Annotated in this window: 21 protein-coding genes and 1 tRNA gene; 7 read left to right on the top strand and 15 right to left on the bottom strand. The window is 73.5% G+C overall.

Annotated elements, in window-relative coordinates:
- On the bottom strand, nt 1-975 hold the full coding sequence (locus SGA01_RS29050; protein WP_141300000.1) for a methyltransferase domain-containing protein: 975 nt from the start codon (nt 973-975) through the stop codon (nt 1-3).
- A gap of 141 nt (nt 976-1,116) precedes the next feature.
- On the opposite strand from SGA01_RS29050, the gene SGA01_RS29045 reads away from it, so the two are divergent.
- The 5 genes from SGA01_RS29045 (at nt 1,117) to SGA01_RS29025 (ending at nt 9,873) form a co-directional block, all read left to right on the top strand.
- Entirely contained in the window at nt 1,117-1,521 is a 405-nt protein-coding gene (locus SGA01_RS29045) for a globin (RefSeq protein ID WP_055643412.1), read from the top strand.
- 263 nt (nt 1,522-1,784) lie between these two features.
- A complete protein-coding gene (locus tag SGA01_RS29040; RefSeq protein ID WP_141299998.1) occupies nt 1,785-5,162 on the top strand; it encodes an FtsX-like permease family protein in 3,378 nt (1,125 codons plus the stop codon).
- A complete protein-coding gene (locus SGA01_RS29035) occupies nt 5,162-8,116 on the top strand; it encodes an FtsX-like permease family protein (protein WP_229917518.1) in 2,955 nt (984 codons plus the stop codon). The genes SGA01_RS29040 and SGA01_RS29035 overlap by 1 nt, the downstream gene beginning before the upstream one ends.
- Complete coding sequence (locus SGA01_RS29030; protein ID WP_141299996.1) at nt 8,113-9,084, top strand: ABC transporter ATP-binding protein; 972 nt, start codon at nt 8,113-8,115, stop codon at nt 9,082-9,084. The genes SGA01_RS29035 and SGA01_RS29030 overlap by 4 nt, the downstream gene beginning before the upstream one ends.
- Nucleotides 9,085-9,396: 312 nt before the next feature.
- Nucleotides 9,397-9,873 (top strand): hypothetical protein, encoded by a 477-nt coding sequence (locus SGA01_RS29025; protein ID WP_167534212.1) that lies wholly within the window; start codon nt 9,397-9,399, stop codon nt 9,871-9,873.
- On the opposite strand, the gene SGA01_RS29020 is transcribed toward SGA01_RS29025, so the two are convergent.
- The 8 genes from SGA01_RS29020 to SGA01_RS28985 all read right to left on the bottom strand — a co-directional run bounded on the left by SGA01_RS29020 (nt 9,851) and on the right by SGA01_RS28985 (nt 19,157).
- Complete coding sequence (locus tag SGA01_RS29020) at nt 9,851-10,243, bottom strand: GNAT family N-acetyltransferase (protein WP_141300084.1); 393 nt, start codon at nt 10,241-10,243, stop codon at nt 9,851-9,853. The genes SGA01_RS29025 and SGA01_RS29020 overlap by 23 nt on opposite strands.
- Before the next feature lie 5 nt (nt 10,244-10,248).
- The gene (locus tag SGA01_RS29015) at nt 10,249-10,917 is read right to left on the bottom strand and encodes a DUF8010 domain-containing protein (RefSeq protein WP_141299992.1); all 669 of its coding nucleotides are present in this window, start codon (nt 10,915-10,917) and stop codon (nt 10,249-10,251) included.
- Entirely contained in the window at nt 10,914-11,336 is a 423-nt protein-coding gene (locus SGA01_RS29010; RefSeq protein WP_107105424.1) for an acyl-CoA thioesterase, read from the bottom strand. The genes SGA01_RS29015 and SGA01_RS29010 overlap by 4 nt, the downstream gene beginning before the upstream one ends.
- Before the next feature lie 2 nt (nt 11,337-11,338).
- On the bottom strand, nt 11,339-13,003 hold the full coding sequence (gene ettA, locus SGA01_RS29005; RefSeq protein WP_078627345.1) for an energy-dependent translational throttle protein EttA: 1,665 nt from the start codon (nt 13,001-13,003) through the stop codon (nt 11,339-11,341).
- Nucleotides 13,004-13,345: 342 nt separating this feature from the next.
- Nucleotides 13,346-14,824 (bottom strand): Cys-Gln thioester bond-forming surface protein, encoded by a 1,479-nt coding sequence (locus SGA01_RS29000; protein WP_141299990.1) that lies wholly within the window; start codon nt 14,822-14,824, stop codon nt 13,346-13,348.
- A 224-nt stretch (nt 14,825-15,048) separates the two neighbouring features.
- Complete coding sequence (locus SGA01_RS28995) at nt 15,049-15,507, bottom strand: single-stranded DNA-binding protein (protein ID WP_141299987.1); 459 nt, start codon at nt 15,505-15,507, stop codon at nt 15,049-15,051.
- A gap of 148 nt (nt 15,508-15,655) precedes the next feature.
- Nucleotides 15,656-17,335: a GTPase gene (locus SGA01_RS28990; protein ID WP_371866200.1), complete on the bottom strand. Its 1,680-nt coding sequence runs from the start codon at nt 17,333-17,335 to the stop codon at nt 15,656-15,658.
- Between the two features lie 196 nt (nt 17,336-17,531).
- Complete coding sequence (locus SGA01_RS28985; protein WP_141299983.1) at nt 17,532-19,157, bottom strand: dynamin family protein; 1,626 nt, start codon at nt 19,155-19,157, stop codon at nt 17,532-17,534.
- Nucleotides 19,158-19,460: 303 nt separating this feature from the next.
- On the opposite strand from SGA01_RS28985, the gene SGA01_RS28980 reads away from it, so the two are divergent.
- Nucleotides 19,461-19,533, top strand: a tRNA-Arg gene (locus tag SGA01_RS28980).
- Between the two features lie 50 nt (nt 19,534-19,583).
- Here the strand turns inward: SGA01_RS28980 and SGA01_RS28975 are convergent.
- Genes SGA01_RS28975 through SGA01_RS28965 form a run of 3 tightly spaced genes read right to left on the bottom strand, consistent with a single transcriptional unit; the run spans nt 19,584 to nt 21,688 of the window.
- Nucleotides 19,584-20,570, bottom strand: a complete 987-nt coding sequence (locus SGA01_RS28975) for an MBL fold metallo-hydrolase (protein WP_141299981.1) — start codon at nt 20,568-20,570, stop codon at nt 19,584-19,586.
- Nucleotides 20,567-21,025: a PaaI family thioesterase gene (locus SGA01_RS28970; RefSeq protein ID WP_141299979.1), complete on the bottom strand. Its 459-nt coding sequence runs from the start codon at nt 21,023-21,025 to the stop codon at nt 20,567-20,569. The genes SGA01_RS28975 and SGA01_RS28970 overlap by 4 nt, the downstream gene beginning before the upstream one ends.
- 45 nt (nt 21,026-21,070) lie before the next feature.
- Nucleotides 21,071-21,688: a LysE family translocator gene (locus tag SGA01_RS28965; RefSeq protein ID WP_141299977.1), complete on the bottom strand. Its 618-nt coding sequence runs from the start codon at nt 21,686-21,688 to the stop codon at nt 21,071-21,073.
- 112 nt (nt 21,689-21,800) lie between these two features.
- Between SGA01_RS28965 and SGA01_RS28960 the strand changes: the two genes are divergently transcribed.
- Nucleotides 21,801-22,253 carry an Lrp/AsnC family transcriptional regulator gene (locus SGA01_RS28960; protein ID WP_141299975.1) on the top strand — a complete coding sequence of 151 codons (453 nt, stop codon included), beginning with the start codon at nt 21,801-21,803 and terminating at the stop codon, nt 22,251-22,253.
- A gap of 72 nt (nt 22,254-22,325) precedes the next feature.
- Here SGA01_RS28960 and SGA01_RS28955 read toward each other — a convergent pair whose 3' ends face one another.
- The 3 genes from SGA01_RS28955 to SGA01_RS28945 form a co-directional block, all read right to left on the bottom strand.
- On the bottom strand, nt 22,326-23,162 hold the full coding sequence (locus SGA01_RS28955; RefSeq protein ID WP_229917515.1) for a hypothetical protein: 837 nt from the start codon (nt 23,160-23,162) through the stop codon (nt 22,326-22,328).
- 120 nt (nt 23,163-23,282) lie between these two features.
- Nucleotides 23,283-24,620, bottom strand: a complete 1,338-nt coding sequence (locus SGA01_RS28950) for an esterase-like activity of phytase family protein (protein ID WP_141299973.1) — start codon at nt 24,618-24,620, stop codon at nt 23,283-23,285.
- Nucleotides 24,621-24,754: 134 nt separating this feature from the next.
- A complete protein-coding gene (locus SGA01_RS28945) occupies nt 24,755-25,621 on the bottom strand; it encodes a hypothetical protein (protein WP_141299971.1) in 867 nt (288 codons plus the stop codon).
- Between the last annotated feature and the right edge of the window lie 52 nt (nt 25,622-25,673).

Genomic DNA, 25,673 nt, shown 5'->3' with positions numbered 1-25,673 from the left:
CTATCCGGCGGTCGGCAGGGGCCAGGCGTACGGGCCTCCGGGCTCGTCCAGCCAGGCCCACTGCCGGTCGCCGCTGACCGTCACCCCGAAGCGCTCCCGCTCCGGCCGCCCCTCGCGCAGCCAGAGCGAGAGCGCTTCGCGTCTGTCCAGGGCCTCGGCGACGAGCCCCCACAGGAAGCGGAAGCGCTCGTCCCCGGCGGGGCCGTGGCGCGGTCCTGGCCGTCCCGGGGCGTACGCCCCGACGCCCCGCAGCGCCACGAAGTACGCCGAGGTCTCCAGGAACCGCCCTTCCGCGTGTGTGCCGTCGCGCACCCGCAGCAGGATCAGCCCGGTGGAGAGCGGGGCGAGGACCAGGGCGCCGGGCCGGCACTGGGCGAGCCAGGGGTACGGGACGGCGGGCACCGCGCAGGTCGCGACGATCCGGTCGTAGGGGGCTCGCTCGGGGCAGCCCCGGGCGCCGTCGGCGGCGAGCACGGCGGGCCGGTACCCGGCGGCGGCGAGATGGGTCCGGGCGGACTCGGCGATCTCCTCGTCGAGGTCGACGGTGGTGACGTGCTCCTCGCCGAGCCGGTGGGAGAGCAGGGCCGCGTGGTAGCCGGTCCCGGCCCCGATCTCCAGGACGTCGTCGCCGTCGCGCACGTCCAGGGCGTGGAGCATGAGCGCCATCAGGGAGGGCTGGCTGGCGGAGGAGACGAGCTCCCCGTCGCGTACGCGGGTGGCGACCGCCGTGTCCGCGTAGGCCCCGCGCAGCCAGCGCGCCCGCCGGGCGGGGTCGGGGTCGCCGGCCCAGAGCCGTTCGTAGCCGCTGGTGCCGGAGACGTAGAAGTACGGGACGAAGAGATGGCGCGGGACCTCCGCGAAGGCGGCCCGCCAGGCGGGGTCGGCCAGCACGCCGTCCGCCTCGATCCGCCGCACGAGCGCCCGCCGCTCCCGCGCGCCGTCCCCGGCGAACTCACCCCACGGCTCACCACCCATGCCTCCACTCTCCCGCCGCCGGGCCCCCCGGGCGAGCGCCCGTACGGGTACCGGTCCGGTCGCCGGCCCGGTCGCCGCGGGTACCGGTCCCCCGGTCCTAAGCCTCCGGTCCTCGGTCCAGGCATCTGAGACGATGGAACGGTGAACGAGATTCCCGGGGAAACGACGCAGGAGCAGACCTTCTACGAGCAGGTCGGCGGCGAGGAGACCTTCCGCCGCCTGGTCCACCGCTTCTACGAGGGCGTCGCGGCGGACCCCCTGCTGCGCCCGATGTACCCCGAGGAGGACCTCGGCCCGGCGGAGGAGCGCCTGGCGCTGTTCCTGATGCAGTACTGGGGCGGCCCCCGCACGTACAGCGACCACCGCGGCCACCCCCGCCTCCGCATGCGCCACGCTCCGTTCACCGTGGACCAGGAGGCCCACGACGCCTGGCTCCGTCACATGCGCGCCGCCCTGGACGACCTCGCGCTCGCCCCCGAGCACGAGGCGGAGCTGTGGCGGTACCTCACCTACGCGGCGGCCTCCATGGTGAACACGGCCGGCTGACGCTCCCTCACCCCGCCTCCGCTCGGCCCCACATCACTCACCGCGACACCGCCACCCCTGGACGGACACATTCCGGAGACGGAACGCCGATTAACGGTCACGATCGCATCAAGGTCGGTCCGTAAGCGGTTTCCAGCCGCACGTGCACTCTGAAAGCATCCAGGGAAAGTCCGGGGGGACTCGATGGGCTTTTCGGCGAACTTTCGGCGGCGTCCGGCACACGGCTCGGGCCCGCGGAGTGTTTCAGGGTTCCAGGGGGATGGGTGACGGGGTTCGTATTCCTGCGGGTCAGGGCTCACCGGCTGTTGTTGGCCGCAGCGCTGCTCGCCGTGCTGCTGACCACGACCGTGCTGGCCACACTCGCCGCCTTCTCCTCGTCCATCGGGGACGCGGCGCTCCAGGCCGGGCTCCAGGGCCGGTCGGCGCCCGCCGCCTCGCTGCGCGTGACCGGGCAGGTGGCGGACGAGAAGCGGGCGAGCGCCGACGAGGCCGTGCGGGACGGGGCGCGGAAGACCTTCGACGGGCTGCCGGTGACGGTGCGGCGCCTCGAACACTCCGGGTCGTACGCGCTGCCCCGCGCCCTGCAGCCGCCCGCCGCCCGCAAGGGCGATCCGGACCTCACGCTCTTCGCCGCCCTCGACCGCTCGCGGCTCTCGCTCGTCCGGGGCGCCTGGCCCACGGCCGCCCGTACCGGCGGTGTCGTCGAGGCGGCGATCCCCGAGGAGGCGGCCCGGCGGCTCCGGATCACGCCCGGGACCGTGCTCACCCTCGACGACCGGCTCGACGGCAAGCCCTTGAAGACCCGGATCACCGGCGTCTACCGGCCCGTCGACACCGCCGACCTGTACTGGCAGCTCGACCGGGCCGGCGGGCGCGGTGTGCGGACGGTCGCCTTCACCACGTACGGCCCGCTCCACGTCGACCCGGCCGTCCCCGCCTCCGGGGCGATCAGCGTCGGTGACACCTCCTGGCTCGGCACCGCCGACTTCACCGGCTTCACGACCGACCGGATGGACGCCCTGCGCTCCTCGGCGACCGAGGGGCCGAACGAGCTGGCCGCCGCCACCGAGCCGTTCGGTACGACGATCTCCGCCGCCACCGCGCTCCCGACCCTCCTGGAGCAGACCCAGCGGGCCCTTGTCGTGTCCCGCTCGACCCTGCTGATCGTGGCCGTGCAGCTGGTGCTGCTCGCCGCGTACGCACTGCTGCTCGTCGCCCGGCTGCTCAGCACCGAGCGCTCCGGGGAGACCGCGCTGCTGCGGGCCCGCGGCGCTTCGCGCCGCCGGATCACCGGCCTCGCCGCCGCCGAGGCACTGCTGCTCGCGCTGCCCGCGGCGATCGCCGCCCCGCTCCTGACCGGCCCGCTGACCCGGCTCTTCACCGAGCGCTCCGCGCTCTCCTCGCTGGGGGTCCGGCTCGACACGACACCGTCCCTCCAGGTCTGGCTGGCCGCCGCCGCGGTCGCGCTGTGCTGCGCGGCGGCCGTCGTCGCCCCCGCGCTCGCCGCCGGGGACGGCTCCGCCGTCTCGCTGCGCAAGACCCGCTCGGGCACCCTGCCCGCTCCCGTACGGGCCGGGGCGGACATCGGTCTGCTCGCCGTCGCCGCCGTCGCCTACTGGCAGTTGCAGCGGCCCGCCGCCGCGGGCGCGACCCTCGGGGCGGACGAGGCGGGCGGGGGCTCCATCGACCCCGTGCTCGTCGCCGCGCCCGCTCTCGCCCTGCTCGCCGGGACCGTCCTGACGCTGCGTCTGCTGCCTCCCGCCGCCAAGCTGGCCGAGCGGCGTGCGGCGCGCGGGCGCGGGCTCTCCGCCGCCCTCGCCGGCTGGCAGTTCAGCCGCCGGCCGCTGCGCGGCGCGGGCCCCGTCCTCCTCCTCGTCCTCGCCGTGGCGATGGGCATGCTGGCCATCGGGCAGAGCAACTCGTGGGAGCGTTCGCAGCGGGACCAGGCCGACTTCCAGGCCGGCGCGGCCGTCCGCGTCCTGGCCGCCGGCCCCGGCGAGCCGACGCAGACCGAGCGGCTGGCCGCCGTGCCCGGTGTCTCGGCCGTCGCCCCGGTGCACCGCGCCACGACGGACGTCGCCGGGAAGAACGCCACCGTCCTCGCCGTCGACACCCGCCAGGCCGCGGGCGGGCTGCTGCTCCGCCCCGACCTCGCCGGCAGCGCCTCCGCCGCCGCCGTGCTCACCCCGCTCGCCCCCGAGGCCGGCGCCCGCCCCGGGGTCCCGCTGCCCGCCGGCACCCGGACGGTCTCCGTCGACCTGCGCAACATCACGTCGGCCGGCGCCCCCACGTCCCAGGTCACGGTCACCCTGGAGGACCCGAACGGCATCCCGTACCGCCAGCTCCTGGGCCTGCTGCCCTCCGACGGCCGCACGCACCGGCTGACCCTCGACCTCGGCGCCCTGACCGCCGGGCCCGGCACCGCGAGCGGGCCGGACGAGAAGGGCGGCAAGGGCTCCACCGGACTGCTCACCCTCACCGGCCTGGAGCTCGTCGGCCAGGTCGACGACGGCAAGGACCACGCGCAGACCCTGCACGTCGAGCGCTTCACCACCGTCGGAGCGAACGGCGCCGAGCGGACGCACGCCCCCGGACAGCTCCTCGCCGGTTGGGCCTACGCCGCCGAGCAGACCCTGGACGGCGACCCCGCGTACGTCGCCCCCGCCACCGGCCGTCCCGGCTCCGCGGGAACCGGCGGCCGCCCCGCGCCGTACTCCGTCGCGTACACCGTCAAGGGCCAGGCCACAGGGGCCACGAGCTGGCATACCGAGGAGTACACCGTCCAGCTGACCGCCCCCGGGCCGAAGCCGCCCGCCCGGCTGCCCGCCGTCGTCACCGAGACCTACCTCGCGGCGACCGGCGCCAAGCCCGGGGACCGGGTCGAGATCACCCTCGCCGGCAAGCCGGTCGGCGTCACCGTCGAGCGGGTCGTCAAGGAGCTGCCGACCACCGGCCCGGGCGCCCAGGTGGCCTCCGCCACGACGCCCACCGCCACCCCCGAGGACGGCGGGGCGCTCCTGGTCGACCTGGCCTCGGTCAACCGCTACCTGGCGACCGAGGAGACCAGCGTCCCCGCCACCGAGTGGTGGCTGACCGCCGCGCCCGGCCGGTCGGACGAGGTCGCCGCGGCCTTGCGCGCCCGCCCCAGCACCGACCCGGAACAGATCCTCGTACGCGACGAGACCGCCGCCGACCTGCTCGGCGACCCGCTCGGCGCCGGCCCCAACGCCGCCCTGATGGCGGTCGCGGCGGCCGCGGCGGCGCTCGCCGCCGTCGGCTTCGCGGTCGGCTCGGCCGGCTCGATGCGGGAACGTTCCGCCGAGTTCGGGGTCCTGCGGGCGCTCGGCACTCCGCAGCGCCGCCTCGCCCGGCTGATCGCCGCCGAGCAGGGCGTCCTCATCACCGTCGGCCTGCTCGTCGGCGTCGGGCTCGGCACGGTCCTGGCCAGAGCCGTCGTCCCGCTCGTCGTCCTCACCGGCCAGGCCGCCCGGCCCGTCCCCCCGGCCCTCGTGGAACTGCCCCTCGGCCAGGTGACACTGCTCGTCGCCGGAGTCGCCGTACTGCCGCTGGCGATCGTCGCGTCCATCGCCCTGCGCCGCACCGACCCGGTCGTGACCCTGCGCCACCAGGGGGAGCACTGATGACCGCCGCACGCAGGGAGAACAGGGAGAACAACGACATGCCCCGGACCCGGTCCGAGAAGCCCGAGCGGTCCGAGCGGCCCGACACAGCAGCGAAACCCGCCCGGTCCGGCAGGCCCGGCCGCGCCGTGGCGCCCTGGGTGCGGACCCGGCTGCGGACCGCGCCCTGGCCCGCCGCCTCCCTCGCCCTTCTCGTCCTGGTCACCGTCTACCTCGCCGCCGCGCTGCCGCGCGCCGTCGACGCGTACGAGACGGAGGGCCTGCGGCACGAGATCGAAGCCGCCGCGCCCCGCAACAGCGTCCTCGAACTGACCCAGCCGATCGGCACCAGCGGGCCGCTCGCCCAGCGCGAGGCGGCCCTGGCCCCCTCCGTCCTCCTGAACAAGCGGGACGCCCTGCGCAAACTGCTCCCCGAGCCGCTGCGGACCGACCCCCGGCAGACCGTCCACGGTGTCCGTACGGTCAAGCGGGTCGCGGGGCTCGACCCGTGGCTGCCCCGGCCCGACGGCATCCCCCCCGAGTTCGTGCTCTCCTCGCCGTCCGACCTGACCGCCCACGCGACCCTGCGGAAGGGCCGGCTGCCCGCCGGATCGGCCCGCGACCCGGAGGCCGCGGTCACCGCGGCGACCGCGAAGTCGCTCGGCCTCAAGCCCGGTTCGGTCGTGCACGTACCCGGCACGGTCAATGCCGAGCCCGTCGCCGTGACGGTCACCGGGATCGTGGAGCCGCGAGGCCTCGAGTCCGCGTACTGGGCGGTGGAGCCGCTGCTGCACACCCCGGCGCTCGCCCCGATCGTCAGCGACGAGGTGAAGTACTACTGGCAGGGGGCGCTGCTCCTCTCCCCCGCCTCGGCCCCCGCGGCGCCCTCCACCACCGGTGAGCCGGAGGTCTACTGGCGGTTCATGCCCACGGCGGATCACCTCACCGCACGGGACGTCGACCGGCTCGGGGCCGCGCTCGGCTCGGCGAGCGCCGGGCCCGACCTGGTCTCGATGCGCCAGGTCATGGGAATCAACGGCGCGCTCACCACCAAGCTCGACGAGATCGTCGACTCCTACCGCTCGATGCGCGAGGCGATCAACCCCGTCGTGGCCGTCGCCGTCTTCGGGATCGGCGCCGTCGCGGCCGTCGTCCTCGCGATGACCGGCGGGCTCTTCGCCGCCCGCCGTGACAGCGAGCTGGCACTGCTGCGCTCGCGCGGCGCCTCGCTCACCGGCATCGGGCTGCGGCTGCTCGGCGAGACGGCGGCGGTGGCCGTACCGGCCGCCGCGCTCGGCCTGGTCCTGGCGGTGCTGACCGTACGGCCCCCGGACGTGACGGGCGGTCCCGCCGGAGCGCCGACCGCAAGCGGGGCCGGAGCCGAGGCCGCCGCCGGACTCCCCCTCGGGCCCTCCCTCCTCGCCGCCGCTCTCGTCGCGGCCGTCGCGATGCTGGTCCTGCCCCTGCGGGCCGTCGTCCTGCACCGCCGCCCGCGCCTGCACGGCGGGCGCGACGACCTGATGACCGCCCGGCCCTCACGGCGCCGCACGGTCGCCGAACTCACCCTGCTCGTCCTCGCCGTGGGCGCCGTCGCCTCGCTGCGGCTGCGCGGCACCGGCGACTCCGGCGACCACCTCGTCAGCGCCGCGCCGGTGCTCGTCGGCGTGATCGCCGCGCTCGTCCTCGTACGGATCTATCCGCTGCCCCTGCGGTGGCTTGCCCGGCCCGCGCGCCGGCTGCGCGGGGCCGTCGGCCCGCTGGCCCTGGCCAGGGCCGGACGCTCGTCCTCGACGGGCGCGCTGCCGCTCCTCGCCCTGGTCCTCGCGCTGACCACGGCCGCTTTCGGCGGCTCGGTCCTCGCCGGGGTCGCCGACGCCCGCGACCGGGCCGCGCTCCTCGCGACCGGCGCGGACGCCCGCATCGACGGCTCGGTGGAGTGGACGCCGCTGCCGCCCGGACTCACCGAGACGGTGCGCGGGACGGCGGGCGTCCGGGACCTGGCCCCGATCCAGGTCGAGTACGGAGTGTCGCTGCCCTCCTACCAGGGCACCTCCGCCCAGGCGATGGACGCGCCGCTCGTGGGCGTGGAGCCCGGCTCGTACACCCGCCTCGCGGACCGGACCGGCTTCGGCCCCTTCCCGGCGAAGCTGCTCGCCTCGACCGGGCGGGGCGGCAAGGACGCCGTCGCGGACACGGAGCGGGTGCTGCCGGCGATCGCCTCGCCGTCCGTCGCCGAGCGGCTCGGCAGCGAGCCGCTGGAGATCGTGGCGGCGGCCGGGGTGTTCAAGGTGAAGGTCGTCGCGGTCCGGCCGACCACCCCGGCTCTCGTCGGCTCCGACTTCCTCCTCGTCAACGCCGCCGACCTGACCCACCCGCAGCCCACCGCGCTGCTCGTCACGGGAAGCTCGGCGGACGGGAAGATGGACGGGGCGGCCCTGCGCGCCGCCGTGACGGCGAAGTCCGACGACTTCATCGTGACGCTCCGCACCGAACTGCGCTCCACCTTCGTGGACTCGCCGCTCCAGACGGGCGCCGAGCGGATCTACGCGGCGGCCATCGGCGCGGGCGCCGGCTACGCGGTCGTGGCGGTGCTGCTCTCCCTGATGCAGAGCGCGCCGGAGCGGAACACGCTCCTCGCACGGCTGCGGACGATGGGCCTGACCCGGAAGCAGGGGCGCAGGCTCCTCGGCCTCGAAGCGCTGCCGCAGGCGGTCCTCGGCGCGCTCGGCGGCGTGCTGGTCGGCTGGGCGACGGTGCCGCTGCTCGCCCCGGGCATCGACCTGTTCCGGCTCGCACTCGCGACGGCACCGGGCTTCGCCCCGCTGGACAGCGCCCCCTTGCGGGCGGACCCCTGGTCGCTGGTCCTGCCCGCGCTCGGCATCGTCGTCCTGACGGGGCTGGCGGCGGCGGGACAGGCCTGGTGGGCGGGGCGCAGGAGCTCGATCAAGGAACTGAGGGCAGGAGACGCACGATGACGAAAACCGATACGACCCTCCCCGCCGACTCCTCGGGCACGACCCTGGAGGAGCTGGAGCAGCGAGCGACCGCGCGGCGCGACCGGCCCTCGTACGGGCACGACGCGCTCATCGCCTGCGACCGGCTGGTGCGCATCTTCACCACGGACGGGGTGGAGGTGCAGGCGCTCCAGGGCCTCGATCTCCTGGTGAAGGAGGGCGAGTTGATGGCCCTCGTCGGCGCCTCCGGCTCCGGCAAGTCGACGCTGATGAACATCCTGGCGGGTCTCGACGTGCCGACGGCCGGCGCGGCCCGGGTCGCGGGGAGCGACCTGCTGGCGATGGACGGCAAGGCGCGGCTCCGCTACCGCCGCGAGGTCGTCGGCTTCGTCTGGCAGCAGACCGCCCGCAATCTCCTGCCGTATCTGACAGCGGCCCAGAACGTGGCGCTGCCGATGCAGTTGCGGGGCCGGACGAAGCGGAAGGCGGAGCGGGCGGAGGAGCTGCTCTCGATGCTGGGCATCGCGGACGCCCGCGACCGGCGGCCGCACCAGCTCTCCGGCGGCCAGCAGCAGCGGGTGGCCATCGCGGTCGCCCTCGCCAACAACCCGGCCGTGCTCCTCGCCGACGAGCCGACCGGCGAGCTGGACTCGGCCACCGGCGAGCAGGTCTTCGCGGCCTTCCGTCGCGCCAACGAGGAGCTGGGCACGACGATCGTCATCGTCACCCACGACCAGGCGGTCGCCTCCGAGGTCCGCCGCACGGTCGCCATCCGCGACGGCCGCACCTCCTCGGAGGTGCTGCGCCGCACCGAGGTCGACGAGCTGGGCCAGGAGTCGACGGTGGCGCGGGAGTACGCGATGCTCGACCGCGCGGGCCGGCTCCAGCTCCCTGCGGACTACACGCAGGCGCTCGGGATGGAGCACCGGGTGGCGCTGGAGCTGGAGCAGGACCACATCGGGGTCTGGCCGGACGACGCGGAGCGCTGACGCGGGCGGGCGGCGAAACCGGGGTGGGGCGACGGACGTCCCTCTCCGGGGGTGGTGTCCATGTCATCGGGCTCATCGGGCTCTTCGGGCTCATCGGGCTCATCGGGCTCATCGGGCTCATCGAGAAGGCCGCCGAGGACGACGAAGGCGGGCAGGGCCAGGAGGGCGAGACGCGCCCGAGCGGCCGTCTTCCTGCCGGCGGCCTGCGCGGTCGCGCTGGCCTTCTGGTCCGTCTGGTGCTTCGGGGGCGCGTCGGCGCCGTCCACGACGGTCGCCGTCTCGGTCGGCGGGGCGGCCGTCCTCGCGGCGGGAGTGGCGTACTTCCTGCTGGTCACCGGGAACGCGGGCTTCTTCGGCGCGCTGTCGCTGGTCGCCGGGATGCTGCTGACGGCGGCGGCCGCGGACCAGGCGGCCGCGCGCAGCGAGGTCGCCGAGTGCGTCGTCGTGAAGGTCTTCGGGGAGCACAAGGAGGCGATCGTCGACGGCGGCCTCGACACCACGCTCTACCACCACACCCTGCGCTGCCCTGGCGGCTACCCGTCGACCATGGCCAGGGACCGCAGGCTCGCTCCGGACGGTGGGACGATCCGGGTCGCCTACGACCCGCGGCGGCGGGTGAACCCGGCGGTGGAGGGCGCCAACTCGCCGTGGCTCCCGGGGTTCCTGGCGGTGGTCACCCTGGCGGCGGCGACGGCGGGGGCGCGGCGCGTGAGCCTGCGGTGGAGCCGCCCGGAACCCGAACCGACGCCCCGACGAAGACGAGGTCCTAGTGGTCGTTCAGCGCCATGAGTCCGGCGGCCGTGGGCCGGAAGCCGCACCGCTCGTGGAAGCCGGTGAGGTGGGGCTCGTAGTCCACGTGCAGCCAGTGCGCGCCGCGCTCGCGGGCCGCGTCGGCGGCGGCCCGGACGAGGGCGACGCCGAGCCCGGCCCGGCGCTCGTCCGGGTGGACGGTGGTGTCGAGGAGGAAGGCGTGCACGCCGCCGTCCCCGACGACGTTCACGTACCCGACGAGCCGCCCGGCGCGGCGGGCGGTGACGCGGAGGAGGCTGCGGGCGAGGACGGGACCGAAGTCGGTGTCCTGGTGCCCGGGCCAGGCTGCGTGGAAGAGGCTGTTGAGCTCGTCCCCGGTGAGGGGCCCGTCGACCTCGATGTCCGCGATCGTGATCACCCCGGGGTGACGGAGATGAGGGACATCGGCGCCGTACGGAGGGCGATCGAGCCGTACGGGGTACGCAGCCGGAGCCACGGGCCGGAGGCGAAGAGCGCGACCGGCGCGTCCTCCTGCCCCGGCGGCAGGAAGCCCAGCGACTGCGCGGCGTGCACGGCCCGCAGGGGCAGGCCGGTGGTGCCGAGGGTCCTGGACCAGATGTCGCGGCCGAGTCGGTCGCGCTCGGCCCTGGTCCGGCGCTCCTCGGGCAGCGCCTCGTCGCGCGAGCGGAACTCGGCGACGGCCGCGGCGACCGCGCCCCGCATCTGCGCGGCGTCCGGCAGTCCGGCGACCGGCTGCCAGCCGGCCCGGGGCGGCAGCACGCCCGCCCAGGGCGGACCCGTGACGGATTCCGGAACGACCGCCTTGCCGGCCGACTCCTCGATGCCTTCGAGGAGCTCGCCGGCGGAGACGGTGACGTCCAGGTCCACGGCGTCGACGAGCCGGGCCGTACGGATCGCGAGCACCTCGAAGGACGGCGGCCGCCCGAAGACGGCCAGCGCCCCGCCGCCCGCCTGGAGGCGGACGGCCGCGGCCCGGTCGTAGTGGACCAGCCGGCCCAGGAAGGCGGCGAGGGCCGCCGCCTCCCGGGGGTCGGCGAAGTGCAGCGGAGCAAGCACGGTCATGCGGCGGACGTCATCCCGTCGTCGACGTACTCCTGGAGGAACTCACGCTCCTCGGAGGTGATCCGGCGCGGACGCTGGGCCTCCAGGTCGAAGGGCACGACGACCGTGGACGCCCGGACGTACACGACGTCGGCGTCCTTGACCTCGTACGCGATCGTCAGCGACGCCGCGCCTATCTTCGTGACCCAGGACTCGATGGTCACCGGCTCGTGCCGGTGGACCAGCGGCCGCTTGTAGTCGATCTCGTGCCGGGCCACGACGGACCCGCCGGAGAACGAGGGGGAACCGTCCCCCGGCGCCAGCCGGAACATGAAGTCGATCCGCGCCTCTTCCAGGTACCGCAGGAAGACGACGTTGTTGACGTGCCCGAAGGCGTCCATGTCCGACCAGCGCAGGGGACAGCTGTAGATGTGGCGCACGCTCAGCCTCGGGTCAGCTTCTTGTACGTGGCGCGGTGCGGACGGGCCGCCTCGGCGCCGAGGCGCTCGATCTTGTTCTTCTCGTACGACTCGAAGTTGCCCTCGAACCAGTACCACTTCGACTCGCCCTCGTACGCGAGGATGTGCGTCGCGACGCGGTCCAGGAACCACCGGTCGTGGGAGATCACGACCGCGGCGCCGGGGAACTCCAGGAGGGCGTTCTCCAGCGACGACAGGGTCTCGACGTCGAGGTCGTTGGTGGGCTCGTCGAGGAGCAGCAGGTTGCCGCCCTCCTTGAGCGTGAGCGCCAGGTTGAGGCGGTTGCGCTCACCGCCGGACAGCACGCCCGCGGGCTTCTGCTGGTCCGGGCCCTTGAAGCCGAAGGCGCTGACGTAGGCGCGGGACGGCATCTCGACGTGGCCGACGTTGATGTAGTCCAGCTCGTCGGAGACGACGGCCCACAGCGTCTTCTTGGGGTCGATGTTGGCGCGGCTCTGGTCGACGTACGAGATCTTGACGGTCTCGCCGACCTTGATGGAGCCGGAGTCCGGGGTCTCGAGACCCTGGATCATCTTGAAGAGCGTGGTCTTGCCGGCGCCGTTCGGGCCGATGACGCCGACGATGCCGTTACGGGGCAGGGTGAAGCTCAGGTCGTCGATGAGGACCTTGTCGCCGAAGGCCTTGGAGAGGTTCTCGACCTCGACGACGATGGAGCCCAGACGCGGGCCCGGCGGGATCTGGATCTCCTCGAAGTCCAGCTTCCGCATCTTGTCGGCCTCGGCAGCCATCTCCTCGTAGCGGGCGAGACGGGCCTTGGACTTGGTCTGACGCCCCTTGGCGTTGGACCGCACCCACTCCAGCTCTTCCTTGAGGCGCTTGGCGCGCTTCTCGTCCTTCTTGCCCTCGACCTTGAGGCGGGTGGCCTTCTTGTCGAGGTAGGTCGAGTAGTTGCCCTCGTAGGGGATCGCGCGACCGCGGTCGAGCTCCAGGATCCACTCGGCGACGTTGTTCAGGAAGTAACGGTCGTGGGTGACGGCCACCACGGCGCCCGCGTACTTCGAGAGGTGCTGCTCCAGCCAGTTCACCGACTCGGCGTCGAGGTGGTTGGTGGGCTCGTCGAGGAGGAGCAGGTCCGGGGCCTCGATGAGCAGCTTGCAGAGCGCGACGCGGCGCTTCTCGCCACCGGAGAGGTTGGTGACGGGCCAGTCGCCGGGCGGGCAGCCCAGGGCGTCCATGGCCTGCTCCAGCTGGGCGTCGAGGTCCCAGGCGTTGGAGTGGTCAAGGTCCTCCTGGAGCTTGCCCATCTCCTCCATGAGCTCGTCGCTGTAGTCGGTGGCCATGAGCTCGGCCACCTCGTTGAAGCGCTTGAGCTTGCCCATCTGCTCGGCGGCGCCGTCCTGCACGTTCTCCAGGACGGTCTTCGACTCGTCGAGCTTCGGCTCCTGCATGAGGATGCCGACGCTGTAGCCGGGCGAGAGGAATGCGTCACCGTTGGACGGCTGCTCGATCCCGGCCATGATCTTCAGAACGGTGGACTTACCGGCACCGTTCGGACCCACCACACCGATCTTGGCGCCGGGCAGGAAGTTCAGGAAGACGTCGTCGAGAATCACCTTGTCGCCGTGCGCTTTACGCGCCTTGCGCATGGTGTAGATGAACTCAGCCAAGAGAAACCGTCCGGCGAAGAGTGAGTGGGCAGATACACCCCATCTTGCCTGACCGCCACCCTCAGGCGGAAACCGGTAAGACCGGCGCGAGGGCGGAGAGGGAACGGAAACGGGGCGGGGGCGGGGCGGGGGCGCCGGACGCGCGGAAGCGGCCCGGGCGGCGCCTGAAGGGGCCCTGGAGGCGCGGAAGAGGCCTCGGACGTGCGACGGCCCCCGCACGATCCCGGGCGCTGACGCGCATCAGGGTCGTACGGGGGCCGTGCGATGGCCGTGCGGTCATCGGGCGGAGCCTCACGGAGTGATCCGCGTGTGACGCGGATCACTCCATGGAGTCAGTCGCCGTCAGTGACCGGCAGCCTTCTTCTTGCGGAGGACGAACACCGCGGCTCCACCGATCACGACGAGCGCGGCGGCGATGCCGGCGATCATCGGGGTCGCGTTGGAGCTGCCGGTCTCGGCGAGGTCGCCGCCACCGGTGGTGCCGGTGGTGCCGGTCGTGCCGGTGGTGTCACCGGTCGGGGCCGTGGTCGACGGAGCGGCCGACGGGGTCTCCGTCGAGGGCTGCGTGGAGGGGGTCTCCGAGGGCTCCGTCGAAGGCTCCGTGGTGGGGGTGGTCTCGGAGGGCTTCGGGCCGGGGGTGGCCGTCTTGCAGTCCAGGACGCCCTCGAAGGTCTCCTCGAAGCCGTTCGGGCCGGTGATCGTGAAGTTGTACGCCTCGTCCTCGGCGAGCGGGACCGTCACGGTCTTCGTCTCACCGGCACCGATCGTGTACGAGGTGCCCTTCAGGTCGAAGGTCCAGGCCTCGTCGCCCTCGTTGGAGGCGATGATCTCCAGGCCGCCCTTGGCGCAGTCCTTCGCGACCGTGACGGCCGGGACGGCACCCTTCTTCGCCCAGGTCGCAGCGGCCTTGGCGGTGACGGTGGAGGCGGTGGAGCCCGCGAGGATCAGCGTCTGGGACGGGCCGTCGACGGAGACGAAGGCGCGGCCCAGGGAGACCTCGGCGGTGGCCTCGGCGGTCAGCTCGGCGCTGCCGTCGGCGGTGCCGGCGGGAACGTCGAAGAAGATCTCGTCGCCGTTCTTCGCCTCGGTGACCGGCTGGCCGGCCTTGTCGACGATCTTGACGCCGGCCGGGGCACCCGGGGCGACCGCGATGGTCGGCTTGGCGTTGGTGGTGACGGTGATCGGGCCGAGCTTCTCGCCGGCCTTGCCCGCGACGGAGGACGGGGAGAGGGCCAGGGAGGCCTTCGGCTCCTCCAGCGTGACGGCGTCCTTGAGGAGCTGCTCCGTCAGCTTCTTGGCGTCGTCACTCTTCGGCGTGGCCGTGACGTCGTCGGAGAGCGTCCAGATCGCGGCCTGGGTGCCGGCGGCGGCCTCGCTCTTGGAGAGCTCGACGCCGAGCTTCGAGCCGAGCTGGTCGGCGGAGAGCTCCGGGTAGCCGTTCTTCAGGATCCAGAGGATCTTGCCGGCGTTCTCGTTGTTGTGCAGGGAGGACTCGCCCCAGCCGACTTCCTTGTAGTCGAAGTCGTGCTTGGCCGGGGTACGGAGGTCGATGCAGTAGGTGAAGAGCGTGCCTCCACCTCCGACCTCCATCTTGAAGAGACCACCGGTGACCGGCCACTTGTCGCCGTTCTTCTCGGTGATCAGGACGCCGCCGGCGTCCTCCGTCAGACCGCCGAGCTTCGCCGTGACACCGCCCGTACCCGGGACGGGCTCATCGGCGAAAGCCGGAGCGGCGGTGGCTATCGCACCGACCGCGACGATGCCGGAGACCAGGGTCGCGGCGGCCAGACGGGCAGCACCACGCCCACGAACTGAAAACATTGCATTCCCCTCCGGGCGCACCGCTCCGCGAACTTGGTCGATTCGCATGGGGGGAGCGCACGCCAGCAGACTCACAGACTCGATGGGCTCATGTGCCACATGAGTACCCGGGAATCCTATGGATGCGGAACCCCCCGGTGCCCTGCCATACGTTCAGATAACCATTCCGAATCAGAATCGTTATCCCTCCCGCGAGTTGGTCGACAAATCCCCACCACACATGGTCAGGGGGCGGTCACCAACCGCTTCGTGGCCTCCGTCCAAGGGTCCTGTTCCGGTGCTTGGACGAGGGTCGGTTCGGCCTCCGGGCGGGGCACTTGCTCCGCTTTCGCCACCCTTCGGAAGGCCGCCGTACCCCGCGTCAGATCGTGCCCCACGGCCAGTGCGTCCACGTCCACAAAGGTCTTGCGCTGCCCGTCGCGCTCGTCCTCCCGCACCTTCAACCGGCCGTGCACCACGAGGGGTTCTCCGACGGATACGGAGGCCGCGAGGTTGGCCCCGAGCGACCGCCAGGCCGACACCGTGTAGAAGCTGGTGTTCCCGTCGGACCAGAGCCCCGTCTCGCGGTCCCGGCGTCGCGCGGTCACCGCGAAGCGGAACCTCGCCACCCCGCCTCCGGCCGTCTCCCGGTACTCCACCGCCGTCGCCACGTTGCCGACGAGCGTCACGGTCGTGTCGTTCATGGTTCCGCCCCCACCTGTGCGTTCTTCTCGGTCGGCACCATGGTGGGGGCAGGCGGGACGTTCCCGTCGAGACCTGTGGACAAGCTGACGATTGGGGACAACTCCCCTACCCGGAAGGGGGAACAGGAGGGAAGGAAGGGCCTCGGGGCTACCTCCCCCGCACGCCCGCCCTCGTCGCCCCCAGCCGCGACGAGGCGCCGGACCGGATCCCCCCGACCACCCGCGCCGAGGGACGGGTACCGACCACCGTCGCGTACTGCTCGCGCACCTCCCGGTAGCGCATCAGCTCCGCCGCCACCGGGTCGAGCACCCGGGCCCGGCCGCAGGCCGCGGCGGCCTCCCTCAGCCGACGCTCGGCCTCCTGGCCGTACCGCCGGGCGGGGCCCTTCACCGCTCCCTCGCAGGCCCATTCGACGAGCGGCCCGCCGACGATCCCGCCGAGCATCACGAGGACCGGCGGAAGGAGACCGGGCTCCACGACGCCGACGATCTGGCCCACCAGCCACAGGGCGCCGAAGATCTGCAGAAGCGTCATCACGGCCTGCGCGAGGACGGCGGCGGGCCACCAGGCGGGCCTGGGCGGCCGGGCGGCCGGGTCGCCCAGGCCGGCCATCAGCTCGTCGAGGGCCTCCGGGAGCCCCTCGGCCCCGCGCGCCGCAGCTTCCCTGACGGCCTGCGCCCAAGGGGTGGGGAGTCCGCGCGAGGCCTCGTCGGCGACGATCCGTACCGCCTGCTCGACGCGCTGGCGCGCCGTCAGTTCGTCCTCGGCGGGCGAGTCGAGGCGCGGGTCGGTGGAGCCGTGGGCGCGCAGTCGCTCGTACCAGCGGTAGAGCCGCAGCCAGGGCGTGCCGCAGGCGCGGATGGCACCCCGGCGCCAGACCCGCTCGGCGGCCTCCCCGGCGGCCTGGGCGCCGACGGCAAGGGCGAGCCGGTCCGTGAAGTCCCCCCGGGCGCGCTCGTCGAGGCCGGCGCGGCCGTCGGCGAGGTAGGCGGGGCGCAGCCGGAGGGCGGCGGCGTCGATGTCGGCGGCGAGGCGGCGCTCGGGCGCGGTCCGGTCCTGGACGAAGCAGCCGATGAGTTCGCGCAGTTCGGGGATGCCCTCGCCGCTGAGCGCGGAGACGGCGAGGACGGTGGCGCCGGGTTCGCCGTGCTCGCCGAGGGCCACTCCGTCCTCGTCGAGGAGGCGGCGCAGGTCGTCGAGGACGAGGTCGGCGGCCTCGGCGCCGAGCCGGTCGATCTGGTTGAGGACGACGAAGGTGACCTCGGCGTGTCCGGCGAGGGGGCGCAGGTAGCGCTCGTGGAGGGCGGCGTCGGCGTACTTCTCGGGGTCGACGACCCAGATGACGGCGTCGACGAGGCCGAGGACCCGGTCGACCTGGTCGCGGTGGGCGGTCACGGCCGAGTCGTGGTCGGGGAGGTCGACGAGGACGAGGCCCTGGAGGTCGGCATCGGCCGCGCCGCCCGCGAGGGGGCGGCGGCGGAGCCGGCTGGGGACGGCGAGCCGGTCGAGGAGGCCGGCGGCGCCCTCGGACCAGCAGAGCGCGATGGGCGCGGAGGTGGTGGGGCGGCGCAGACCGGTCTCGGAGACGGGGACGCCGGCGAGGGCGTTGAAGAGCGTGGACTTGCCGCTGCCGGTGGCGCCGGCGAGGGCGATCACGGTGTGCCGGGAGGAGAGCCGCTGACGGGCGGCGGCCTCGTCGAGGACGCGCCCGGCCTCGGCGAGGGCCTCGCTCTCGACCCGGGTGCGGGAGAGCCCGACGAGCTCGTGGAGGGCGTCGAGGCGGGTGCGGAGAGGGCCGCCGTAGTTCCCGCCGAGGGCGGGGAGCATGTCCTCCTCGGGCGCGTGTCGCCCCTCGTCCCCGGTCGCGACGGCGGCCCTGTCGCTCGCGCGCCGGGCGATCAGCCCGTCGTCCCAACTCCCGGCTGCCCCGGGCACAGGGCCGCCGTGCCGGCCCCCACCCTCTCCGTCACGGCCCCGACCACGGTCACGCCCACGGCCTCGCTCGTCGTCCACATCCACCACGTCACTTCTCCTTCTGCAGTACGGAGAGCGCGGCGATGAGCTCCGCCTGCGGCTCGGGGGTCACGTCGAGTCCGTCGAGGGGGGCGAGGCGCCGGTCGCGCTCGGCGTGCAGGACGCGGTCGACGTACGAGAGGACCAGCTCGCCGCCCTTGTCGCGCAGGCGCAGGGCGGCCTGGGCGCCGAGGAGTTCGGCGAGGCGGTCGCCCGCGGCCCGGGTGCGCCGGCCGCCGAGGAGGGAGGCGGCGAGGAGGGCGGCGACGGTGTCGGCCTCGGGGACGGCGGTGCGGGAGGCGCGGGAGGAGCGGGAGCCGGAGGGCCGCTCGACGTTCCGTACCTCCTCCTCGGCCAGCTCTTCGAGGACGCGGCGCCAGCGGCGCACCTCCACGCCGGTCCGCTCCCCCGCCTCCCGGTCGCCGCCGGTCCGCGGCGGGCCGAGGGCGTCGGCGGCGGGGTCGCGCTGCCAGGCGTCGCGTACGCGCTCCTCCGCGGCGGCCACCGCGCAGTGCAGGAGTGCGGCGAGGGACTCGGCGAGGGCGTCGAGGAGTTCGTCGGCGGTGCTGTCGCGGGGGTAGCCGCGCCAGCGGGTGCGGGCGTCGCCGGCGAGGACGGCACCACGACCCAGCTGTTGCCGCACGCGCTTGGCCTGCTCGCGGTAGGCGGTCTCGACGGCGCCGCCGAGGCGGACGGCGGAGGCGTACTGGGCGGCGACGGCGCCGGCCAGTTCGGGGAGTCGGCTGTCGAGGGAGTCGATGACCCCGGTGGCGGTCCGGTGGAGGGCCTGCTGGCGGGCGGCGGGGTCCTCGGCACGGTGGGCGAGCCAGCCGCGCAGCGGGGCGACGGCGCTGTCGGGCAGGAGGCCGCTGCCTCCGTCGGTGGACTCGGGCAGTTCGGGGATGGTGAAGCGGGGCACGTCGCCGAGGCCGGCCTTGTCGAGGAGGGCCTCGTACTGGCGGGAGACCTCGCCGATGACCTGGTGCGGGACGCGGTCGAGGACGGTGACGAGGGTGGCGTCGTACTCCTTCGCGGTACGGAGGAGGTGCCAGGGGACGGCGTCGGCGTACCGCGAGGCGGTGGTGACCATCACCCAGATGTCGGCGGCGCAGATCAACTCGGCGGCGAGGAGACGGTTCTCGACGACGAGGGAGTCGATGTCGGGCGCGTCGAGCAGGGCGAGCCCGCGCGGCAGGGAGGCGGCGGTCTCGACCCGCAGGGCGTTCTCCTCGGGCGGTTCCTCGACGGGGTGCTCCTCGTCGGCCTGGGGCAGCCAGACGCGGGTGAGCTGCGGAAGGACACGCATCCCGGCGAACCAGTGGTGGTCCTCGGGGTGGCAGACGAGGACAGGGGTGCGGGTGGTGGGTCTGAGCACCCCCGACTCGCTGACGCGCCGCCCCACAAGGGAGTTGACGAGCGTGGACTTCCCGGCCCCGGTGGAGCCGCCGACGACGGCGAGGAGGGGAGCGTCGGGATCCTTCAGGCGGGGCACCAGATAGTCGTCGAGCTGAGCGAGGAGCTCGGCCCGGGTCTGCCGGGCGCGTGATGCGCCCGGGAGAGGGAGTGGGAGACGCACGGCGGCGACACGGTCGCGCAGGGCGGAGAGTGCGTCGATCAGCTGAGGCCGTTCGTCCAAGGTCACCACATGCGAAGAATGCCCAATTTATGAGTGTTTTTGAAGCGTATAGGCGCCCTGCGCGCCGAGAGAAGGGAAGGGCGACCGGGACCGCAGGCATAACGAGTGCACAACACCCGCCCCGAGTGGCGTGAAAACCGCTGCGCGAATCGCACCTGCCTGCGATTATCGTTCCGCTTCACCGAACCTCCACATCGTGCCACGCAGGTGAAGCACCCGGGCCAAGGCGATCGGAGCCCTATCCTTGTCCCGGCAGGCCACACCCCACCCACCAGGGCCTCCAGGCCACACGGCCACCACCCGGCCCCCGTAGCTCAGTGGATAGAGCAGGTGCCTTCTAAGCACTTGGCCGCAGGTTCGAGTCCTGCCGGGGGCGCACAGCGCGAGACCCTCCTTCGGGAGGGTCTTTTTGCTGTTCGGGGGTGGTCAGTGTGGTGCGGGCGCCGGCCAGGTTCGGGGGTAGGGGGTGCTCAACGTCTCGGGCGGCACGGGGGTGTGGGCGGCGGTGGCGTGGATGCGGCCGTTTCGGAGGAGTACTGCGCCGCTGCGGAGCATGGTCGTGACCAGTTCGGTCGCGAGGGTCTCCGGGGGGATGTCGAGTTGGTGGGCGGCGTCGTTCAGCCAGGCGCGGGCGTGGAGGTACGGCTCGATCTCGTCGGCCGGGATCCCGTCGCGGATCATCAGGGCGAAGGCGAGGATCCTGCGGGCGCCGTACCAGACCGCTCCGGCCGGGTCGTCGACGAGGCGTTGGGCGCGGCGCAGGGCCGCGGCGAACGCGGCCGGGGGGTCGGCGGGGATCGGGCCGTGGGAGGGGAGGATCACGCGGGGGGCTAGGTCGGCCATCCGCTGGAGGGAGGCGAGGGCGGTGGTGGCCGCGTCGGGGCCGTCGAGCGCGAGCGCGACCCAGCCGACGTCGTAGTCGGACAGCGCGTCCCCGACGACGAGGAGCCGTTCCTCCGGCTGCCACAGGGCCAGGTGTCCGGGGGTGTGGCCGGGGGTGTGGACGACCTCCCAGTCGGCGTCCCCGAGGCGGAGGATGCGTCCGTCGTCGAGCGGTATGTCGACCTCGTACGGGGCGACGGGCTGGTCGAGGTACTCGGCCGCGCAGCAGCCGGGGTCCCGGCGGGTGATCGCCTCGGCCTCCGGGGTTCCGGCGGCGATGGCGGCGCCCCGGGCCTGGAGGAGGGCGTTGCCGCCGACGTGGTCGGAGTGCCAGTGGGTGTTGACGACCAGGTCGACGTGTCCGGCGTGTGCGTGGGCCCAGGCGGCGGTCTCGTCGGCGTGGCCGACGAAGCCGGTGTCGACCAGGGCCGGTTGCCGGCCGTGCAGCAGGAGGGTGTTGGCGTCGGGGAAGGGGCGCTGCCACCACGTCAGCCAGGACGGCAGGGCCGGGGTGGACGCCTCGGGGTTCACGCGGTGGGCCTGTCGACGCGGATCAGGGTCTGCTGGCCGTTGGCGACGAGCTTCCGGGTGCCGTCGGCCTGGACTCCGTGGACCTCCAGCCCGCAGACGGTCAGAGTGCGACCGGACTTGAGGACGGTGCCGATCGCTTCGAGGTGGTCGCCCGCGGCGGGCGCGAGGAGGTTGATCTTGTACTCGACGGTGAGGACATCGGATTCCTCGTCGAACAGCGTGAGCGCCGCGTAGCCGCCGGCGCTGTCCGCGATGGCGCTGGTGGCGCCGGCGTGGACGTAGCCGCGCTGCTGGGTCACCTCGGGGCGGGCCGGGAGCGCGATGTGGACGCGGCCCGGTCCGATGTGGGTGATCCGTGCGCCGAGGTGGGACATCAGGCCCTGCAGGTCGAAGCTGTCCCGTACGCGCTTGCGCACCGCGGGGCTCGCCTGTTCCTGCTGCGTACGGTCTTCCACGCGCGCTCTCCTTCGGGCCGTGTCGGGTGGAGCGGGACGGGTCCCTCAGCCGGCCAGACGTTCCACCAGCAGGAAGGCGCCGATGGCGATCATCATGGCACCGCTGATCCGGGTGACGGCCCGGGCGGCCGAGGGCCGGGTGCTCAGTACCGTGCGGGCCAGGACGCCGACGGAGAGGTAGACGACGGCGCAGGCGGTCAGGTGCATCGTGCTGAGCAGCCCGGTCTGCGCGGCGACGGGCCAGCCCGTCGCGGAGTCGATGAACTGCGGGAACAGCGAGAAGTACAGCAGCAGCGCCTTCGGGTTCAGGCCGCTGATCCCCGCCCCCTTGAGCATGGCCTGGAGGCGGGAGACCTCCGCGCCTCCTCCCGCCGCCGTCGGCACGGCCGGCTGCCGCAGGACGCCCCAGCCCAGCCACAGCAGGTAGCCGGCGCCCACCATGGTCAGTGCGGTGAGTACGGCCGGGGAGCTCGCCACGAGCACCGCCAGGCCCGCGACGGCCACGAGCGCGTAGGCCGCGTGCCCGACGATCAGCCCGGTCACGGCCGGGACGACCGAGCGCCCCCGCAGTCCGGCGGAGATCGCGTAGGCCCAGTCCGCGCCCGGGGTGAACACCAGCAGCAGGTCCACGGCCAGGAAGGCCGCCAGTGTCGTCGTGTCCATCGATGGTTCCCTCTCGCACTCTCTTCTTACGGAGGGAAGGCTAGGTCGGATGGGCCCGAAGGTGTTTGCGTCTTTACCCCATGATCGCGCGATGTGAGGGAGAATCTTCTCCATGGACGCCATGGACCGGAAGATTCTTACCGAGCTGCAGCTCGACGGCCGCCTGACGATCACCGAGCTGGCCGCCCGGGTGCAGCTCAGCGTCTCGCCCTGCCATCGCCGACTGCGCGACCTCGAGCGCGAAGGCGCCATCCGCGGCTACCGCGCCGTCGTCGATCCGGCCGCCGTCGGCCTGAACTTCGAGGCTCTCGTCTTCGCGACCCTGCGCTGGGAGGACGCCGACACGGTCACCGCCTTCGAAGAGGCCGTCTCCGCCGTCCCGCACGTGCTGCAGGCCCAGCGCCTGTTCGGCGAGCCCGACTACCTCCTGCGGGTCGCGACCGCCGACCTGGCCGCCTTCCAGGAGCTGTACGACCGGCAGCTCGCCCGGCTGCCCGGGGTCCAGCGCCTGACCTCCACCCTCGTCATGAAGCACGTCATCGACGACCGCCCTCTGCCGGAGTAGCTCCGCCCCAAGGGCGCCCACCCGGCCCCGGGGAAGGGCGGCCTCGGCGTCGGTCGGCGTACGTGCCCGCGTTCAGTCGGCGTACGTGCGGGCGGGCAGCCTGCGTTCGGCCTGCGGGGGGACCGTGAGGGCAAATCCGTGGTTCGCGGCAACGGCGCGGGTGTGGTCGACCGAGAGCGAACCGTGCCGTTCGAGGGTCAGCGCGGGCAGGCCCGAGCGGCCGAAGCCGGCGGTGCGGTGGAAGGACAGCACCGTCGTCGACATCGCCCCGTGGTGCGGGTGGCGGCGGCGGGCGGCGGCCTCGTCGTCATGGGCGAGGATCCGGACGTCCGGCTCGTGGCCGAAGTCCGTGCTCACGCCCTCGGCGCGCCAGTGGGCCGGTTCGTGCTCCGCCCCGGTCCGATGGCGGGAACGGTTCACCGAGGTGATGGAGAGGAATCCGGCGCCGGTGCGGTCGAGGGCCTCGGCGAGGAAGGCGTTGGACGGGCAGCGGTAGCCGGGGCCGATCAGCTGCACGGTGGTCACGCCGTCCTGGACGGCCGACAGATGGGGAGGGATACGGGCCGAGGCGGGCCCCCGGAAGCCGAACGGCCCGAGCACGAACAGCTCCTCCACGAGGTCCTCGACCTGCCGGCGCGGAAGCTCGGACGGCAGCCGGGTCCAGTCGAAGACGGATCCCACGTGCTCGCGGACGGTCGTGACACTGCCGACCTGACCGGCCGGGCGGCCCTTCATCCGGTTGACGCGCTCGACGACCTCCCGGTCGGCGCGGGCCGTCAGCGCGTAGAAGTTGCCGAAGCCGTGCGCCACGGCGGCGCCTTCGCCCAGCGCTTCGGCCGCCCTCCGTACGTCTCCGATGTCGCCCAGGATCAGCCCGCCCCCGGTCGTGCTCGTCCGTCGTCCGCTCACCGCACACCTCCACATGTCGTCGTCGACGACCGGGCAACGATCCGATCCCTCACCGGTCACCCGGCGGGCCGCCGTACAGGGGGTCGGGCGGAGGTGTGGCGGTGGAGCGTGACGGTGCCGTCAGCGGACGGGTCGGGGCAGGCGCACGCGGACGAGGGTCGTCTCCACGCCGCTGTCGACCAGGCGGCCGGCCGCGTCGAAGGCGGCGGGGCCGTCCGTCATCCCGAAGTCGTTGTCGTTGAGCAGGACGAGGGTCGAGCGGCCTTCCAGGGCGATGCCCTCGATCTTGCCGGGGACGCCTTCGACGGTGTTCAGGTCGAGGACCAGGCGCTTGGCGAGGACCGGGGCGGTCTTCGCGGCCTCGTCGTCGAGCTGCTCCAGGGTGGGGGTCGCCGGGGTGTCCCAGGTGGTGCCGAGGATGTCGGAGCCGCGGCGGAGGCGGACCTCGTACACGCGGGAGGCCTTGTCCGTGCGCTCCTGGACGAGGAGGCGGTCGCCGCCCAGCGCGACCAGGGCGGAGATCTTGAGCTCGGAGGTCTTGGTCTGGCCGGGCTCGACGACCTCGACCGGGTCGAAGCGGTACGCGTACTCGGCGGTGACGCGGTTCTGGCGGGGGGAGAAGCGCAGCAGGCGTGTGGTGCGGGAGTTCTCGCCGGTGGCCTTGTCGGGGTTGAGCAGCGGGCTCTGCAGGGCCATGACCAGATCGCCGCCGGGGAGCAGCGCGAGGCCCTCGAAGCCGCGGTTGATCTTGCGCTGGAGGAAGATCGACGGGAGTGACTCGATCACCGGGTAGTCGGCGCCGGTGAGGCCGAGGCCCTCGGGGACGTGGCGGGCGAGGACCCGGCCCTTCGCGGAGACGTGCACGAGCGAGGGGCCGTACTCGTCCACGAGCCAGAAGCTGCCGTCCCGGTCCCGCACGATGCCCTCGGTGTCCAGGCCGTTCGGGTCGTACGCGAGCGGGGTGGAGGCGTCGTACGTGTACGGGGCCTCGTCGCGGCCGGCCTGGTTGGGCAGGCCGGTCACGGGGGCGCCGGACGCCGTGGTGAGGGGGAGGGACTTCAGGACCTGGACGCGGCCGCCGACCGCGCGGATCTTCACGATGGCCGGGTCGAAGCCGGGCACCGGGAACGTCCGGCGCTTGTCCTTGCCGACGGCTATCTGGCCGTTGGGGCCGCGGTCGGTGACCGTCCAGTACTCGCCGGGCCGTTCCGCCGGGTACAGGTCACTGCCGATTCCGCCGAGGTCGACGCCCCGGTCGTCGCCGACGCTGCCGGGCAGCAGCTTGTTGCTGAACGCGGCGAGCGGGATGTCGGGCAGGGTCGAGGTGGAGACGACCCGCGCGGTGGAGCCGTGGTGCGCCGGGGTCGCGTCGGCCGTCCCCACCACCACCGAGAGCGCGAGTGCGGCGGAGACGGGAAGCACCACGGCGGCGGGCCGGCGCAGGAGACGCGGATTCAATCTGAACTCCTTGGACACGTACGGGCGGGTGAGCGCGGGCCCATCGTGCGGTTCCGCGCGCAACGCCCGGCCACGCGCTCACGACGTACCGGTGAGCCCTGGGTGAACGCGCGTCTCCTGCGGCCGGGGGGTGATCAGTAGCGGTCGAGGATCAGCTGCGTCTTGAGGATGTCGCCGTGGTGGAGCCAGCCGTTCGTCTCCGCGAGCGCGATGGCGTCCTCGTGCAGCTCGGCCGCGTCGGCGTACGAGTCGGTCTTGAACGACAGCTCGACGACGTACTCCGTACCCGTGCCGCCCGCTCCGACGACCGGCAGCACCTCGATGCTCGCGTCGTCCGAGGGGCCCCAGGCGCCGCCGTACACCTTCGCGGTCACCGGGCCGTGGGCGCGGGAGGCCTGGAGCGTGTTCTTGCCCCAGTCGGCGCTGCCCCAGTCCTCCAGCTTGCCGGGGATGTCGTTGACGAGCCAGGTGCGGCCGGTCGTGCTCGTCGGCATCGCCGTGCCCGAGTAGCCGCTCGCGCTGTGGCTCTTCTCGGTGCTGAAGCTGAGGGTCTGCTTGGCGTAGCCCCAGTCGATCTCGGCCTCGTAGTTGGTGTCGCCGCTGTCGAAACCGGCGGCGTTGGCCGCGGTGAGGGCGGCGTCGATGTCCCCGCCGGTGACGGGGAACCGCTTCTTGTACGTCTCCTCGAACGAGGACCCGCTCTTGTGTCGGAGGCGGACGCTCCACCCGGCGGCGTCGAGGGCCAGGCCGTCCGTGTCGTAGTAGCTGTACGAACGAGCCTTGGCCGAACCGGTGATCCCGAAGGCCGACTTGACCGCCGCGCTCGGGGCGTGGGCCGAGTCGAGCGCCGCCGCGGTGAGGTTGATCTTCACCTCGTACGTCGGTACGGCGTTGGCGGCGGCGTACGCCGGCGAGGTCGGGGCGAGGAGCGCGACGGCGACGGCGAGGGCGAGGGCGGTACCGCCGGCGGCCGGGCGCGTGGCCCGGAAGGTGAAGGTCATGCCGGTGATCGTCACGAGGCCGGGTGAGGGCCGGGTGAGGCTCGCGTGACAC

This window comes from Streptomyces gardneri (genome assembly GCF_006539185.1).
In the GTDB taxonomy this organism is placed as follows: Bacteria; Actinomycetota; Actinomycetes; order Streptomycetales; family Streptomycetaceae; genus Streptomyces; species Streptomyces gardneri.
Note: the sequence above shows the minus strand (reverse complement) of the source record. Positions and strands in the feature narration are given on the sequence as shown.

Coding starts and splice junctions, on each gene's coding strand:
- SGA01_RS28995 (WP_141299987.1), bottom strand. CDS start 15,507: ATGAACGACACGACCGTGACGCTCGTCGGCAACGTGGCGACGGCGGTG.
- SGA01_RS29015 (WP_141299992.1), bottom strand. CDS start 10,917: ATGACCGTGCTTGCTCCGCTGCACTTCGCCGACCCCCGGGAGGCGGCG.
- SGA01_RS29030 (WP_141299996.1), top strand. CDS start 8,113: ATGACGAAAACCGATACGACCCTCCCCGCCGACTCCTCGGGCACGACC.
- SGA01_RS28990 (WP_371866200.1), bottom strand. CDS start 17,335: ATGCTCCCCGCCCTCGGCGGGAACTACGGCGGCCCTCTCCGCACCCGC.
- SGA01_RS29000 (WP_141299990.1), bottom strand. CDS start 14,824: ATGTTTTCAGTTCGTGGGCGTGGTGCTGCCCGTCTGGCCGCCGCGACC.
- SGA01_RS28945 (WP_141299971.1), bottom strand. CDS start 25,621: ATGACCTTCACCTTCCGGGCCACGCGCCCGGCCGCCGGCGGTACCGCC.
- SGA01_RS29035 (WP_229917518.1), top strand. CDS start 5,162: ATGACCGCCGCACGCAGGGAGAACAGGGAGAACAACGACATGCCCCGG.
- SGA01_RS29050 (WP_141300000.1), bottom strand. CDS start 975: ATGGGTGGTGAGCCGTGGGGTGAGTTCGCCGGGGACGGCGCGCGGGAG.
- SGA01_RS28965 (WP_141299977.1), bottom strand. CDS start 21,688: ATGGACACGACGACACTGGCGGCCTTCCTGGCCGTGGACCTGCTGCTG.
- SGA01_RS28960 (WP_141299975.1), top strand. CDS start 21,801: ATGGACGCCATGGACCGGAAGATTCTTACCGAGCTGCAGCTCGACGGC.